General features: G+C 61.0%; 15 protein-coding genes. 14 read left to right on the forward strand and 1 reads right to left on the reverse strand.

Annotated elements, in window-relative coordinates; all coding sequences use genetic code 11:
* Positions 1-151: 151 nt before the first annotated feature.
* From BMY12_RS03795 to BMY12_RS03845, 11 genes are all read left to right on the forward strand, one after another.
* Entirely contained in the window at positions 152-1,171 is a 1,020-nt protein-coding gene (locus BMY12_RS03795) for a Gfo/Idh/MocA family protein (RefSeq protein WP_281242398.1), read from the forward strand.
* A gap of 2 nt (positions 1,172-1,173) precedes the next feature.
* Positions 1,174-1,752: a D-sedoheptulose-7-phosphate isomerase gene (locus BMY12_RS03800; protein WP_093282252.1), complete on the forward strand. Its 579-nt coding sequence runs from the start codon at positions 1,174-1,176 to the stop codon at positions 1,750-1,752.
* Between the two features lie 26 nt (positions 1,753-1,778).
* A complete protein-coding gene (locus tag BMY12_RS03805) occupies positions 1,779-2,558 on the forward strand; it encodes an inositol monophosphatase family protein (protein WP_093282255.1) in 780 nt (259 codons plus the stop codon).
* Complete coding sequence (locus tag BMY12_RS03810; RefSeq protein ID WP_093282256.1) at positions 2,555-3,349, forward strand: 2-keto-4-pentenoate hydratase; 795 nt, start codon at positions 2,555-2,557, stop codon at positions 3,347-3,349. The genes BMY12_RS03805 and BMY12_RS03810 overlap by 4 nt, the downstream gene beginning before the upstream one ends.
* A gap of 80 nt (positions 3,350-3,429) precedes the next feature.
* A complete protein-coding gene (locus tag BMY12_RS03815) occupies positions 3,430-4,317 on the forward strand; it encodes a phosphoglycerate dehydrogenase (RefSeq protein WP_218140073.1) in 888 nt (295 codons plus the stop codon).
* A gap of 77 nt (positions 4,318-4,394) precedes the next feature.
* Positions 4,395-5,066 (forward strand): acylneuraminate cytidylyltransferase family protein, encoded by a 672-nt coding sequence (locus BMY12_RS03820; RefSeq protein ID WP_093282261.1) that lies wholly within the window; start codon positions 4,395-4,397, stop codon positions 5,064-5,066.
* A 220-nt stretch (positions 5,067-5,286) separates the two neighbouring features.
* On the forward strand, positions 5,287-6,114 hold the full coding sequence (locus tag BMY12_RS03825) for a hypothetical protein (RefSeq protein WP_093282263.1): 828 nt from the start codon (positions 5,287-5,289) through the stop codon (positions 6,112-6,114).
* A gap of 102 nt (positions 6,115-6,216) precedes the next feature.
* On the forward strand, positions 6,217-7,023 hold the full coding sequence (locus tag BMY12_RS03830) for a hypothetical protein (RefSeq protein ID WP_093282265.1): 807 nt from the start codon (positions 6,217-6,219) through the stop codon (positions 7,021-7,023).
* Between the two features lie 43 nt (positions 7,024-7,066).
* The gene (locus BMY12_RS03835) at positions 7,067-7,990 is read left to right on the forward strand and encodes an FkbM family methyltransferase (protein WP_093282268.1); all 924 of its coding nucleotides are present in this window, start codon (positions 7,067-7,069) and stop codon (positions 7,988-7,990) included.
* Between the two features lie 249 nt (positions 7,991-8,239).
* Positions 8,240-9,193 (forward strand): DUF6473 family protein, encoded by a 954-nt coding sequence (locus BMY12_RS03840; protein ID WP_143068828.1) that lies wholly within the window; start codon positions 8,240-8,242, stop codon positions 9,191-9,193.
* Entirely contained in the window at positions 9,186-10,340 is a 1,155-nt protein-coding gene (locus BMY12_RS03845) for a Stf0 family sulfotransferase (RefSeq protein WP_143068829.1), read from the forward strand. The genes BMY12_RS03840 and BMY12_RS03845 overlap by 8 nt, the downstream gene beginning before the upstream one ends.
* A 43-nt stretch (positions 10,341-10,383) precedes the next feature.
* On the opposite strand, the gene BMY12_RS03850 is transcribed toward BMY12_RS03845, so the two are convergent.
* Positions 10,384-12,651 (reverse strand): glycosyltransferase, encoded by a 2,268-nt coding sequence (locus BMY12_RS03850; protein WP_093282276.1) that lies wholly within the window; start codon positions 12,649-12,651, stop codon positions 10,384-10,386.
* Between the two features lie 74 nt (positions 12,652-12,725).
* On the opposite strand from BMY12_RS03850, the gene BMY12_RS03855 reads away from it, so the two are divergent.
* The 3 genes from BMY12_RS03855 (at position 12,726) to BMY12_RS03865 (ending at position 15,656) form a co-directional block, all read left to right on the forward strand.
* Positions 12,726-13,700, forward strand: coding sequence for a hypothetical protein (locus BMY12_RS03855; RefSeq protein ID WP_143068830.1), 975 nt, complete (start codon positions 12,726-12,728; stop codon positions 13,698-13,700).
* A gap of 75 nt (positions 13,701-13,775) precedes the next feature.
* Positions 13,776-14,432, forward strand: a complete 657-nt coding sequence (locus BMY12_RS03860; protein ID WP_093282281.1) for a DUF4214 domain-containing protein — start codon at positions 13,776-13,778, stop codon at positions 14,430-14,432.
* Positions 14,433-14,534: 102 nt separating this feature from the next.
* On the forward strand, positions 14,535-15,656 hold the full coding sequence (locus BMY12_RS03865; RefSeq protein ID WP_093282284.1) for a tetratricopeptide repeat protein: 1,122 nt from the start codon (positions 14,535-14,537) through the stop codon (positions 15,654-15,656).
* Positions 15,657-15,789: the final 133 nt, after the last annotated feature.

Consider the following 15,789-nt stretch of genomic DNA (forward strand, 5'->3'; position numbering starts at 1 on the left):
TAGACGTCGGAACTCGCGGCCCATCGTATGGCGCCGCCCGTAAATGCTGGTCGCCTCAGGCGACCTTATGTTGATTGCCACAAGCGCTGCCTTTTTGCGGCGGCGTCACTGTTTATTGAACGTAAAGGGATAATTTGTGTTGAAAATCGGGGTGGTCGGATTTGGCAAGATGGGCAGGATCCGTGCTGATTCTGTCAAGGGTCATGCCGATGTGAAGGTGACGAAAGTCTTTGATTCCTATGACACGAGCCCGTGCGAGTATCAAAGGGCGGCCACCGCCCAGGAAATCATTGACGACCCCGACATCGACGCGGTCTTCGTCTGTCTTCCCAATCACCTCAACAAGGACACGACGATCAGCGCACTGCGCGCGGGCAAGCATGTCTTCTGCGAAAAGCCGCCGGCATTCAATGCCGCAGAGGTGCGGGAGATTCAGGCGGCCGAAATCGCCGCCGGCAAGGTGCTGATGTACGGCTTCAACCACCGGCATCATGACGCCGTGGTGAAAATGCACGAGCTGATCCGCTCGGGCAGGTACGGAAAAATTCTCTGGATGCGCGGCCGCTACGGCAAGAGCGTCGACAACAATTACCTGAACACCTGGCGCGCCAATCAGAAGCTGGCCGGCGGCGGTATCCTGATCGACCAGGGCATCCACATGCTGGATCTGTTCCTGTATCTCTCCAAGGGCAGCTTCGACGAAATCCACGCGCTGGTTTCGAGCCGCTACTGGAATATCGCGGATGTGGAAGACAATGTCTTCGCCATCATGCGCGACTCCAACACGGGCGTCGAAGCTTCACTGCACTCCACGATGACGCAGTGGCGACACCTGTTTTCGATCGAGGTGTTCCTTGAGCGCGGCTACATGGTGCTCAACGGTCTGAAGACGTCCTCCAACAGCTATGGCGACGAAGAATTGACGGTGGCGCTCAATCGCTCCACTGCGCCGGCCGCCACCTGGGAGGACGAAGAGCGCTTCAAGTACCACACCGACAACTCGTGGGACCGCGAGGCCGATGCCTTTTTGCATGCGATCACCGGCGGCCAGGGCGCCACCATTGGCACCTCTGAGCAGGCGCTGCAGGTCATGGATGTGATTGATCGCATCTACAGCAACAAACGACGTGAGTCATCTCAGTTGTACGACACCCTGAACGGAGGGCGGTAAAGATGAATAGTGAAGCCGGCACCAACTGGAACCTGTGGCTTGACGACTACTACCGTCGTTATGCGCCGGTCACGCAATCCAAGGAAGTGTACGAGAGCCTGATCAAGTTTCGTGATCTGGCCCTGGCGGTCAAGGCCAGCAAGAGCAAGCTGATGATGGGCGGCAATGGCGCCAGCGCGTCGATCGCTGCGCACGGCGCGGTCGATTTCACCAAGCAGGCCAAGGTGACCTCGCTGACCTTCAGCGACGCCAACCTGATCACCTGCTTCGCCAATGACTATGGCTACGACAACTGGCTGGCGCGTGCTTTCGAGCACTACGGCCGCCCGGGTGACGCTGCGGTGCTGATCTCCGTGTCCGGCAAGTCGCCGAGCGTGGTGCGTGCGGCGGAATACGCGCGAGAGCAGAAGATGCCGGTGGTGACCTTTACCGGCAAGTCGGCGGACAACCCGCTGCGCAAGCTCGGTGACATCAACTTCTTCATCGACTCGGCGGCGTACAACGTCGTGGAGTGCATTCACATGATCTGGTTGACCACGGTGGTGGATATGGTCGTGGGGCGCGCCGAGTATTCCGTCTGATCGACGTTCAACCACAGTCCGTTCACATGTCATCACCAGTGGAAGCACCCCTGCCGTTGGGTAAAACGGTTGCCGATCTGCGCGCTGCGGCCTTCATTGCCGGTCGGGCCGCGATCGCCAGCCGCACGATTCTGGTCGAAGGCTTCCGTCAGGCTATCGCGCCGCGCTCCCAGGAGGGACGCGATATCAAGCTGGAAGCGGATCACGCTTCTGAAAAGCTGATTGTCGCGGCTTTGCGCGAGCACTCGCCCTATCCGATTCTGTCTGAAGAATCCGGCTGGGTCGGCGAGCCGGATCCGGACGGATATCACTGGGTGGTCGATCCTCTGGATGGCAGCTTCAACTACCACCGCGGCGTGCCGCTGTGCGCAACGGCTGTTGCCTTCTGCTACGGGCGTCAGCCGCTGGTGGGCGCGATCTGCGATTTTCTGCGTGACGAGACCTTCTGTGGCGGGCCGCACATCGGCCTGGAAATCAACGGCCGCAAGGTGGAGCTGAAGAAGCCGCAGCCGCAGATCATCGCCACCGGATTTCCGGTTCGTGGTGATTTCTCCACCAAAGGCATGCAGTCTTTCGCCACGCTGATCGCGGACTGGAAAAAAGTGCGCATGATCGGTTCCGCTGCACTGTCTCTGGCCTGGGTGGCGGTCGATCGCTTCGACGGCTACAGCGAAAACGGGATCATGTGGTGGGATGTGGCGGCTGGCCTCGCGCTTGCCGGCGCTGCGGGACTGGCCGCACGGGCCGAAGGGCCCTCCATCATGGAGCCGCTCAATGTGTATGTGGCCAGAGGTTCTCAGTCGTGACGGTGCAGCAGCAAGTGGCTGCGCGCGAAGCGCAACTCGCCCAGGACATCCTGGCCACTTATTTTTCGCCGACGGCGCTGCAACCGTCGCCTGAACTGCTGCCGGATTCTCTGGAGAGCGCGGAGCGGGTTCAGGACCGGATCGTGGCGGGGATCGGCGAGCTGGGCGCCTGGAAGCTGGGCGCCAGCACCCCGGCGGTGCGCCAGAAAAATGGTTTTGACCGGATTTTCTTCGGCGCCCTGCCGCAAGCCGTGGTGCTGGATGCGCGTGAGCGCAGTGTGCTCGAGGGCGCGCGCTTTACCGGCGTGGAGTCGGAATTCGGTTTCCGTTTCGGGCGCGACCTGCCGCCCCGGTCTGAGCCTTACTCGGCGCAAGAGGTGCTGGCGGCGATTGCTGAAGTGCTCCCCACGCTGGAGGTGCCGGGCAGCCGCTTCACCGCCATCGGCGTGCATGGGCCCTTCGGCCTGGTGGCCGACAATGGCGCTTCCGGTTTTCTGATTCATGGCTCCGGCCAGGCGCAGTTTGATCCTGCGGAGCTTCTGGATACCGAAGTCGTGCTGGAGATCGATGGCCAGATCATTGCCCGCGGCACCGGCAGCGAAATCATCGATGGTCCTTTCGGCTCGCTGGTGCAGTTCGTCAATCTGGCCACAGGCAGGGGCTATACTCTGCGCCGAAATCAGCTCGTGGCAACCGGCAGCTGCACGGCCTATAACCTCGTCCCGCGAGGTTCGCAGGCAAAAGCGACTTTCGGTCGGTTCGGTTCGGTTGCCGTTTCTTTTGCAAACTAACTGCTCACATGATTAAGCCCAAGCGCGTTGCTGTGCTGTCCCGGTCCTTTTCGCGTCACCCCACCTTGCGGGCCGAGCTGATGCAGCTGTACCCGGATGTAACGTTCAACGACACCGGGCGCACGCTGGAGGGCGAGGAAATCATCGCCTTCCTCAAGGGACACGACGGTGCCGTCGTGGCATTGGAAAAAGTCACGGAAAGTCTGCTCAAGGCAGTGCCCGAGCTGCGCATCATCGGCAAGTACGGTGTGGGCCTGGACAATGTGGATCTGCACGCGGCCTCGCGGCTGGGCGTGAAGATTGGCTGGAAGGGCGGCGTCAACCGTCGCTCGGTTTCCGAGCTGGCGATCGGTTTGATGTTGTCGCTACTGCGACTGATTCCTCAGACCAGCAAGGAAGTCCGTGATGGAATCTGGCGACAGACCTTGGGGCGTCAGCTGTCGGATCGCGTGGTGGGCGTGGTCGGTTGTGGTCATGTCGGCAAGGACCTGATTCAACTGCTCAAGCCGTTTGGCTGTCGCGTGCTTGCACACGATATCCGCGACTTCTCGGAGTTCTACGCCGAGCATGGCGTGACGTCCTGCGATCTCGATACCCTGCTCAAGGAGGCCGATGTCGTGACGCTGCATCTGCCACTGACCAGCAACACCCGCAATCTCCTGGATGAGCGGCGCCTGGGCTTGATGCGCAGCGACGCCATTCTGGTGAATACCGCACGCGGCGGACTGGTGGATGAGGCGGTGCTCAAGAAGATGCTGATCGAGGGCAAGCTGGCCGGCGCGGGCTTCGACGTCTTTGCCAAGGAACCGCCCACGGACACCGAACTGATCAATCTGCCGAACTTCATTGCGATTCCGCACATCGGTGGCAGTGCCGCTGAAGCGGTTCTGGCGATGGGGCGGGCGGCGATCGAAGGGCTGGCCAACGCCACCGATCCGCTGGATCACATTCCGGACTGGGCCCGGTAATCTGGGGACGAATGAACGTCGCAGCTTGATGTAGGCGGCGGTTGAGGCATCAGTCAGAAGAAATTGAGGCGAAGAGTATGGCAAACGTAGCAATGATCCCGGCCCGCATGGGCAGTCAAAGGCTCAAGCAGAAGAATCTTCTGCCGCTGGCCGGCGAACCTCTGATCGTGCATGCGATCCGCAAATGCAAGGCAGCGGGCGTGTTCGATGAGGTCTGGGTGAATTCGGAGAGCGAGGTTTTCGGCGAAATTGCGCGCAGCGAAGGCGTGGGTTTTCACAAGCGCCCGGAGCACCTGGGCAATAACGTGGCGACCAGCGAACAGTTCGTTGCCGAGTTTCTGGAAAAGCATCCCTGTGATCGTCTGTTTCAAGTGCATTCCATTGCCCCGCTGCTGACTACGGAAGAAGTGAAGGCCTTCGTTCAGGCGATGGCGGCCGAGCCCGACGATGTGCGCCTCAGCGTGGTCGACGAGCAGCTGGAGTGTGTGTACGACGGCAAGCCGATCAATTTCAGCTTCGAGCGCAAGACCAACTCGCAGGATCAGCTGCCCGTGCGCCGCATCGTCTGGGCGATCACCGGCTGGCGCCGCGCCACCTATCTGGCTGCCGTGCAGGCAGGTGCCTGCGCCAGTTATGCGGGCAAGATCGGGTATCACCCGGTGAGCCGTCTCGCCGGACATGTCATCAAGACTGCGGAGGATCTGGCGATCGCCGCAGCCTTGTATCCGATCGTGCATTCCGCGAGCTAGTGCTATCGGCTTATAGGCGCATATTTTGCCTGCCAATGAACGGGACATCCGATGGATACACCAAAGCGATGAGTGCCGTACGTGCCTCCCGTGGCACATTTTTTTGTTTTCGGACCCGGGCTTTTTCAGGGTTCTCTTTCCCCCACAACTTGGCATTGGATGAGGTTCCGGGCGCGGGTCTGTCCAGCCAAGGGCTACGTAGAAAATCGATGAGGTAAACATGCACCCGACTACACGAAAGCTGTTTCCGCTGCTGACCGATCCGAAAAAATCCATCAAGGAAAAACTTGATGGGCTGCAGGGAGCCTACGAGGGTCAGACCGTCTTCATCCTGGCCTGTGGACCTTCGCTGTCCGAATACTCGCCTGAGAAGTTGAGCGAGCTGATGAAGGACCAGTGCGTCATGGTCATCAAGCAGGCCCTTGATTTTGTCAACGGCGTGTCCGATTTTCTGCTGCTGAACAGCTGGAACTTCCGGCGCTACGATTTCACGGGCGAGCGTCCCGTCGTGATCAAGGAACATGGCCCCAAGGATCCTCCGGTATTCCTGGGCTCCGACATCGAGCTGGAGGTGCCCACGCCTTCGGACCTGCAGGATCAGCTCGCGCTGTCCAAGCGTTTTGACGACTACACCTTTGAGAAGTCGCCGCTGCGGCCCTGGGGGCCCGGCGTTCTGTATGAAATCGGCTTCTATCTGGCCTATCACATGCGGGTGAAGAAGATCGTCACCCTGGGCTGGGATGTCGGCGTGAAGAACTCGCCGCAGATGCCGCATTTCTATGACACGACCTCCCCGGAGGTCGCAAGGATTCTGAAGCGGGCCAAGGCCATCGACGACGTGGCCGAAAGAAATAAGATGTTGCACGAAGCCGGCGTGACTTATAACCGGCCCAAAATCATTCCGGAGGAGGTTGATGTCTGTGCGGGAGTGTCGGGGGACTGGTACGACTGGTTGAAGCTGCAGGGAATCGAACTGAAGGCTTGCTCATCGCAATCCATGATTGCAGAACGTATTCCCCGTACGCGAATTGAAAACGAACTGCCGTAAGCCGCGGTACTGACTGCCGTCAGCACGTGGACCAAGGCTTCAAACCGACACACCGTTCAGCGTCTCGTTCATTCACCTCACCTTATTGAGAGGAGCTCCCCCATGGCATCCGTAGCCACTGCTTCCAACACTCAACCCTCCGCTGCCGAAACCTATTTCAAGAAGGGTTTCAATTCCGTTCCTGGATGGGCCGTCAACAATTCCCTGCGTCTGGTCCGCTGCCTGGACGCCGTGCAGCGCGCCGACGACGAGCGTGGCGGCGTGGGCAAGCTGGGCATCCAGCACGGCAAGCTGTTCATCTCGCTGGCGCATCTCTCGCGTCCCGGTGAGCCCAAGGTGGCAATCAATGTCTTCGGCAGTTCCGAGAAGTCGGCGCCGGGCAGCGCGGCGATCGAGAAGCAGGGCTTTCTCGATAACTTCCGCAATCACTACGGCGCCACCGACGATCTCCATCTGATCGAAGAGTCCGTGGCGGATGTGCAGCCCGCCAAGCTGATCAAGAAGGTTGGCGGCAAGCTGCGTCTGTTCAGCGTCGATTGCGGCTCCAGCTCGGCGCAAGTGACGGCTGGCCTTGAACTCGCGGAGAAGGTTCTCAGCGAACGCGGCTTCGTGATCTTGAGCGAGGTGTTCAACGACTGGTGGCCGGGCGTGTCCTCGGGCGTCATTGCTTACCTGCAGAACGGGACGTCGAAGCTGGTGCCCTGCGCCATTGCCGGAACGATGATGGCTTTCTGCTTCGAGAGCTATCTTCAGCGGGCGCAGCAGGAACTCAAGTCCATCCTGAGCTCTTCCGGCCGCCGTCAGAAGTGCGGCGTGGTCAACGTGTATTTCAAGGACGCCGACTGGCTGGAGAAGCCTGTTACCTGCATCCGCTTCCACGACAACAAGCCCGCGGTCAAGGCCAGTTGAGCGGCGGAACTGGCAAGACAGAGCACTGCGAAGGTAAAGATCGATGTCCAACAAGAAAAAGCAAAAGCAGCAGAGCGTTGCGCGTAGCAGCAGTCCTGTGACCGCGCCGGCGGCTGTCCCCGCCGCCGCCAGCACACCCGCCAAGAGCAGCACTGCCGATCTGGGCGAGCGATTCAACGCACTCAGCGCCAGCTTCGACGCGACGGCTGCGCAGCGCAAGCTGGAATTCATCCGCATCCTGCGCTCCCTGCGCTGGTACCTGAGCGCCGGCCGCCAGGATGCTTTCTTTGAAGCTGCGAACCAGTACATCCAGGCGCCGGACGTCGACCCCTGGGATTTCATCCTGCGCCAGCTGCTGACTGACGCCGACCTGCACCTGAGCGGGCGCATCTTCCGCATTGCGGGACTCAAGCCTCTGCCGGCGCTCATGGAGTCCTTGTTCGTACGTCTGGACTGCTTTTTCGAGTCCGCAGACGATGCGCCGCTCATCGTGGACGCCGGCGCCGGTATTGGCTTGTCCAGCTACTACTTCAAGCGTCTGAAGCCGCAGGCCCGGATTCGCGCTTTCGAGCCGAATCCGGCGTTGCGAGCGCTGCTGGAGCGGAACATCGCCCGCAACAAGCTGAGCGATATCCGTATCGAGCCGGAGGGTGAGGCTGCCGATATCCTGGACAGGGCGATCGATGAGCCGGTGGACATGCTGAGAATCGATCTGCACGGCGCGGAGAAGATTCTGAGCAGGCTGTCGGGCAAGCTGGGCCAGATCAAGCATGTGTTCTGCAAGTGCAACGATGTGACAGCCGAGTTTCCCAGCAACTCCACCAGGATCATCCGTATCCTCGAGGCGGCGGGCTTCGAAGTGCGTGTGGGCTTTTCGGCAGGTGTCGATGACCGGCAGACTTTGCGGCCCATCCAGCTGATCGGTTCGCCGCAGTCGGTGTCGATTTACGCGCGGCGCGGCGAGTAAAAGGGTTTGTGGCCGCGGCATCGAATGGCGGGGACTGTTCGTGCTGCGGCAGCCTTGCGGCTTGAATGTTCTGGACGCAAGGCGCTGTCGTCTTTATTTGGGCATGTGATACCTGAGCTGCCTTTGGGGCTGGGAAGTTGAACAAAGGCCAGTTGAGGTGTCGGCAGTGGTTCATATCGCCATCAGGTGTCTGGCCTAGTGCATGCGCGCAACATTTTTTTGTTCGGCGGTAAACAAAGAGTAATGACAATGACCACTCAACCCGACATCAGTCAGGCCGCTCCTACAACGGAGAAAATCGCGGATCGGAATATCCGGCTGTACGGACTGCAGGAGCCGAAGCACTTGCATGGCTACCAGCCCGCGGACTGGGAGGTCGTGGACTACCAGCAGTACCACTTTCCGGAGTCCAAGGTGTTCTTTCGCGGGCCGGACTATCGCGAGGCCCTGAAGTCCGGCAAGAAGAAAGTCGCCTTCATCGGCGCGGCGCAGTTTTTTGCACGCTTCTGTCCGACGCCGGTATCCGAGATGCTGGCCAAGGAGGCGGGAATCGCGCCTCTGAATTTCGGTTATTCCGGGGCATCGCCGGAATTTTTTCTTGCCATGCCGCAGTCTTTCTTTGATGCCCTCAATGACTGCGATCTGGTGATCCTGCAGGCGATGTCGGCAAGAGCCTCTGCCAATGCGTATCTGCAGGCTCCCAATCCGGTACGCCCGAATAACATCAAGATCAAGGAAACGGGCGAGGTTGTTTTCGTCAACAACGCCTGGAAATACCTGCTGGACAACGTTCCGGCCCGCAAGCTCTGGCAGGCGATCCTGCAAACCCGCAGTGCCTACGTCAAATCGATGCTGGCGCTTCGCGAAAAGATCAAAACTAAGACTGTTTTGTTCTGGTTCTCGGAGCGGGAGATGGATTACAACTTCAGCTCCTTCAACAGCTTCCATGACATCATGGGTTCGTTCCCGCATTTTGTGACGCGTTCGATGGTGGAGACATTGGCTCCCCATTTCGATACAGTCCTCGAGTGTGTGTCGACGCGGGGGCGGCCGCACCAGCTGGTGAACCGTTTCGATGGTTCTCCCGCGATCCTGTTTCCTGAAAAAGCTGATCCAACAGAAAACTACTATTACCCGACGCCCGAGATGCAGAGGGATGCAGCTGACGTTCTCTTGCCCTACCTGAAGGTGGCCCTTGTCTGATCAAGCCAGTCAAACAGAAAAAGCGATCGATGTTTCCTTCGGCGAGCATGATGTGCGGTTCGCCATCACGAAGTCGCCCCGCAGGACGGTCTTCGTAGTTGAAGCGTCGCTGCAGGCGCGTGTCGCGACGCAGATCGGCAAGTGGCAGCTTGAAAAGCAGGCCGCGGTACTTGCCTTCGAGCAGTTGCCGGCCGCTCCTGAAGACACGGTTGATTACATCGTTTTTTCTGATTCCAACGAAGAAAGCCTCTTGCAGTCGCTGCGGTCCGCATGGCCACAGGCTGCGGTCTTTGGCTTCTGGAACGATTTCTATCCCCGCGCGGCCTGCTTCAACTGGGGCAGGCAGCGCAAGTTCGATGGCCCCATCGAGGTCATGTACGCGGTGGTTTCCACGCCGCGTTCCGGCAGCACGTTCTTGGCGGAGTTGCTGACCGCCAACCAGCTCGGTGCGCCCAAAGAGCATGTGCGCAACCCGCTTTCCTTCCTGGCTGCCGGGGTAGGGGGGCGTGATCGTCTGGCTCGTTTCGTGGACACCATCGCGCAGCTGACGGCACGCAATGGCGTGGCGGGCACCAAGATCATCTGGCATCTGGCGGAACGTCTGCGGGGTTCACCCAGTCTGGCCGGCGCTGCCGAGGTGATCGGGCGGGCCACCAACAAGCGCATCGTGCTGCTGTATCGTCGCGACAAGGTTGCGCAGGCCATTTCCAATTACAAGGCCCAGCTGACCAACGCCTATCACATCCGCTCTTCCACTGAGCTGTCGAAGTACAAGGAAAAGCAGATTCCTTACAGCTTCGAAGAGCTGATGAAGCATCACGCGGCCATGCTCGATGGTGAGCGGCGTCTGCTGAAGGATCTGACGCAGATCAAGTCGGCCTGGCCGGGCAGCCGTGTCGAAATCATGACCGTGATCTACGAAGAGCTCGAGAACGATATCCGCGGTCAGCTGGCGGCGATCGTCAAGTTCATCACCGGCAAGAGCCCTGAGCTGTCCCTGGAAGCGCGTGTGCAGAAGCTCGCGGATGAATACACCGAAGAGTTCAGCCGCCGTTTCCGCGAGGACTATCGCGCCAAGTTCGGCCACTCCGCGGATGATGCCTCCACAGTGATTGAGCGCGCGGCCTTCGAGTTGAGCGCCAGCTGAAGAAGCTCCGGGCAGCTGCGTGTGGCAGCTGCCCGGACTTGCATCAGAACAGCCGCAGTTCCAGGGTGTTCTTCAGCTCATTGAAGGTGGCTTGCGGCGAAAGGTGGCGTCGCGCAAAGCCCAGCGCCGACTGCTCAAGCGCCTGGCGCAGTTCAGGGGCCTGAAGCAGATCGACAACCGCCTTGGCCATATCGGCACCCACATCGGCACGGATGGCGGCACCTTCCGCGGCCGGATCGACCGGCAGGCCTTTCATACCGAAGCCGGTGGACACCAGAGCCTTGCCGAATGCCAAGGCCTCCACCGTCTTGATGTTCAGTCCTGAGCCGATCTCCACCGGATTGATGACGACGGCCGCCAGCCGGTAGTACACCTCGAGTTCGGGCACGCGGCCCAGAGGCATGACGCCCTGCGGCCACTCGCTGATGGCTTCCACCACGGCACCCACCACTTCCAGACGCGCCTCCGGAACCTGCTCCAGAATCAGCGGCCAGGTGGTGGCCAGGAAGTTCTGCAGGCCCAGGATGTTCGGCTCGTAGCGATTGCCGATGAACAGCACAACCTTGGAGTCGGCTTCGCCCGCAGAGAGATCCTGGATGTCGACACCGTGACTGGTGAGCACCACGTTGTTGCGGCCCGTGAGATCGATGATCGCGTCCTTCTCCTCCGGCTGGATGGCGAGCACGATGTCGGCCTTGAGCAGGTGCTCGCGCTCTTCATCGATGTCGGCGCGATAAGCGTCGCCGCCGATGGCCGTGGAAATCATCTCCGCGCGCTTGAACTGAAGGTCGTGGGTGTCCAGAACGCGGAAGATGCTGTCCGGCAGCAGATCGAAAACCGGAGCCGTCCAGGCAAAGTTGGCAATCACGCATTCCGGGCTGTGCCGTGAGATGAAGTAGGCCGCCAGCGCGTTGAAACGGGGATTGGTGCGGCTGCCGATCAGTGAGTCGGAAGCGGCCTGCTCGTCGGCCTGCAGCGCCATCAGGATCTTCTGTGCCTCCGGGCCGGCGGCGGCCTCGCTTTCCAGTTCGTCCGTGGCCAGTGCTGCGAAGTCCGCGAGCATCTCGTCGGACAGCCGCCAGCGTCTGGTGAACAACTCATCCATGCGCTGCACGAGTTCCGGATTCGGCAGGCTATCCGGACGCACGCGCTCGATGGACAGAACCTGATAGCCCATGGATTTCAGATACTGCGCCATGGACACCACGCGGCTGGGGCCGCCACCCATCACGGAGGAAAGATCGCCGGGGAAAATGAAGGTGATGGTGGGTTCCAGCGGATCGTGCTTTTCCTCGAGCAATTCGAGGAAGGCTGGGCGGTAGGGCGAATCGAAGTAAAGGTTGTCATGGCCAACGGTGTCGACCATGTGCTCGGGGCGGATGACGGTGCTGACTTTCGCGATCTGCTTGCCGTCCAGTTCAAGCGTGGCCTGCAGCATGGCGCCTTCGAGGTCCGCTTCGGTGTCGCCGGCCCACTCCCATCCCGGGCGCTCATCGTCGAGACAGGCCAGCTCTGCCGCGCTCAGCCATGGCGCCGCGATGCGCTTGGCGGCGCGCGGCAGACGTTCGCCATTCATTTCCAGCAGGATGCGGCCTCTGCGGTCGCGCGCCAGAAAATGTCCACGCACATACAGGCGCTTTCCCGAACGCTCGGCCTCGACGGCGCAGATGGCGCCTATGGCGTGCGTGACCTGTTCGCCGCTCGGCACCTGGGCGACACGGTGGTGGCTGCCATCGGGCAGGCGGGCGGTAACCGCGAGTTCGGTGCCTTCGCTCAGGCTCACGTCGAACCAGGCCCCTTCCGCACAAGTCGCCAGCCGACCCGAAAACTTCCAGCCGCCGCTCTCATCGCAAATCACATGACCGGCCAGCGGGATGTGATCCAGCGTCACCATCAGTTCCTGATGGCGGAAAACGCGATCAAAGCGGCCTGCCACTTCAACGGTGCCATCGAAGCTGCAGATGCTGATTTGTTCGATGGCTCCCGATTCCAGCACATTCTTGGGGAGCCGGACGACCAGCAGTTGCTTGCGGCGTTCCCAGGTCAGGAGCCGCACCTGGATGGCGTCCACCTGCTGTCCGGGTTCGAAAAGCTTGCCGCTGACGACGAAACGGTCGCCGGCAACACGGCGAGCCTTGAGTTCGCCGAGGTCCACGGCGGCTACCGAGCGAATCGACAAGGCGCGTGCCGGGCGATTGCTGATCACCCCGATCGAAGCGTTGATTTCACCGGTATCGCGGTTGATCTTCACCGAGTCCAAACGCACCCGGCTGATGGCGGGTTGTACCAGCGAAAAATAGGCAAGCGACATATAAACGCGCTAGAAGATTGACGATTCATATCATAACGTGCACTGTAGCGAAAAATCGGTTTCTTCATATTCAAATGCTGAATTCTGTCCCGACATCGGCCGCCATCCAGCAGCCTGAGGGGCCGCGCGCGATGCTGGCCAAATTTGGCGCTTGGCGTGGTAGTGCCAGCGGAAGTTTTCACATCGACTTCGCGGGCATGAAAACGGACCCACGGTTTTGGCCTTCCTTCAAGCCAACCAGGCCAGGGCCGGTGCGGATTTCGCTGCCACGCTTCGGCGTCGGCTATCTTGAAGTTCTGGCGACTACCGCCAGCATCTTTGCCGCACAGGGCCGCTACGCAGTCATGGAGCTGGGCGCGGGCTGGGGCCCGGTCGGGGTGCGCGCCGTGCTGCTGGCCCGGCGCATGGGCCTGCAGACCCACGCGACCTTTGTCGAGCCGATGTCCGGCAACCAGCAGCGGCTCGCGCGTCACATGGCGGTCAATGGTCTGTCCGAGCCCGTGCATCGCCGGGTGGCCGCCGCAATCGGCTGCGTGGATGGTCTGGGCTGGATGAAAAGCAAGCCGGCGGACTGGCTCAGCGCGCGCGAAATCGAAGCGCGCGAAGTTGAGGTGGCGCTGGCCTTGCCTGCCGGCGCGGCGCCGGCCTGGCCGGGCAACGAGGTTTCCCTGCGTGGCGGCCAGAACGCCACCTGCGTGCCGGTGATGACGCTGCAGACGCTGCTGGGCACGGCACCCACCGTCAATTTCATGCACATGCGCTTTGCGGGCTCACCTGCGAAAATCGTCGCGGGCGCCAAGGCCTTGCAGGAGAAGGTGCATTTTTTGCTGATTCCCAACCTGCCGGATCCGGAACTGGACCAGACCAGCGAAGCGCTGCAGGAACTGGGTCTGCGCCCCATCATGGCAATCAAGCGCGGCTGCGAATTGGTTGAAGGCGTGTTTTCCCTCAAAATGGAGCACGCATTTGGCTTCTGGGCCAACCCTGCGCTTACCTCCGCCGCGACATTTGACCGCATCAAAGCGGATTTTGCGCAGCTTTTGAAATAGCTGGAAGCGATGGCGCCATTCGTTGCCACAACGGTGATGGCGGCCGTTGTCCATCAAGAGTGAATCTGAAGAGTTATGGCCAAGAAAGAGGCTGAATGGGAAGAGCTTGTTGCCCGCACGCGGCTGATGCTGCAGCGCGCGGCGACGGAGCAGGCCGAGAGCAAGGGCATCGATCTGGGCAGGCAGTGGGAGCAGACCCTGTCCGCGCTGCTGAGGTTTCGCAGCCACAAGGCCCTGACGCTGGGGGATCGGCCCACCTTCAAGGCCCTGATCTTCGAGGCGGCCGCCCGCGATCCCGAGCTGTTGCGCCGGCGCCTGTATGAGTTGATGCAGCCCTATGAGTCCTTCCTTTCCGCCGACAGCGCGCTTGAACTGCCGCTGACGGCGCCGGGCGTCACGCTGCTGACTCGTGAAGCGCCGCTGCCATTCGTGATCGCCAGCAGCACGATTGACGAGATGCCGGTGGAGCATCTGATCAGCTTCGGATATCTGGCCATTCTCGGGCGTGAAGTGGATCCCGAGGGGCGTAGTTATTTCGAGGACAGCATCCGCGGTGGCGAGATGGGGCGTTACCAGTTCCTGTATATCCTGCAAAGCGGCCAGGAGGCGCTCAACAGAGGGGCGGTGTTCCGGCCCTTCATCGTCGGCCTGGATGATCCTGCCGAACTGCCCGACGTCCTGAATGCAGTGTTGACGGCATTGCTGTGCGGCTTCGAGTCGGCGAGCGACTAAGACAATCTCCGTCGCCATTGGCATGTCGCGCATTTCCCATCAGTCGGTCGCACTATGACGTCAGACACCCGAAGCAGACCGTCCATCAATCCAGCCGAGCGCATGTCGCGTTTGCTGGATCATGCCGCGACTGCGCGCATTGGCCGTGGACGCGAGGATTGCCCCGAGAACGAGTCCCGCGTGCTGCTGCTGTCGGTTCGCGACATCGGCAAGGCCGGCTTTCCCGCGACGCCCTTGCTCAGGCAGCTGCGACTGAGAGGCATCAGCTGTGACTTTGCGGTGCAGACGCCAACGCCGACCGCACAAGTGCTCGACATGAAAGCCGCGGATGTGCGCGTGGCGCTGAGCTGGCCTTTGCTGGACAACATCCCCAATCCTCCGGAAGCGGCTGTTCGCGACAGGCTGCGCGCCATCGGCGCGGCAGCTGCGGATGCCGAAGCGCTGCCCGCGAGCCGGCATCCGTTTGCCGCCTGCGCCCCCTCGTTTGGGCGCATGGTGGCTTCGATGGTGGCGCGCCGGCACTACGGCGCGATTCTGGTAACGGAAGTCGCGGCGCTCTGGGCCCTGGCGGAATTGGGCGAGTTTCATCCGCCGGTGATTTTTCTGGTGCAGGACGTGGGCAAAATCCGCCCCATCGACGAGCCTTGCCTGGAGCTGGCCGAGGTCGTGGTGGCCAACTCCCGTTCCGCGGCGCGGACCTTGATCGACCGTGAAGTGCCGAGCCGGATCATTGTCTCGGCTGATGATGAGGACGGTTTCCGCGCCCTGATTGAGGAGCTGGACTTTACTTCCCGGCAGCCTCGCAGCCTGGGCAGGGAGTTCAAGCGAACCTTGGACGGGGTGGACATCTCCATCGAAGCGGTGCTGATGTTGGCAGGCGAGTTGGTGAAGCGGCGACAGCTCAAGAAGGCTGTCGAACTGCTCAATGACGCCGCCACGCTGTATCGTGAAAGCGTTGAAATCTGGCGCAAGCTCGCCGAAGTGGCGCTCAAGAGCAAGGGCTACGGCCTGGCTCAGGCGTCAGCGTTCAAGGCGCTGGCGCTGGATCCGCTGGATGGCGCATCGTGGCGAACTCTCGAAGCCGCGTTGCGGGAGGACCGCAAGACGCCCTTGGCGCGCGAGGCGGCGGAAAGAGCCCGGCTGGCGGGCGATGCCCAGGCGGTGGACGCAGAACCGGCTCCACCGCCGAAGAAGAAGCGTAGCGCGCGTCGAACAAAGGCATGATCCGTCTGGCATCTGCAGAACCGGCCAAGCCGATTTTGGCGATGATCTGCGCGGCTCGGAGCGGACGGCATCCTCTAAGCGTTCGATAAGGGACTACGCTTATGCTCTCCGGAATTTCCTATCATTTTTCCAA

It is taken from the genome of Solimonas aquatica (assembly GCF_900111015.1).
GTDB classification, from domain to species: Bacteria; Pseudomonadota; Gammaproteobacteria; order Nevskiales; family Nevskiaceae; genus Solimonas; species Solimonas aquatica.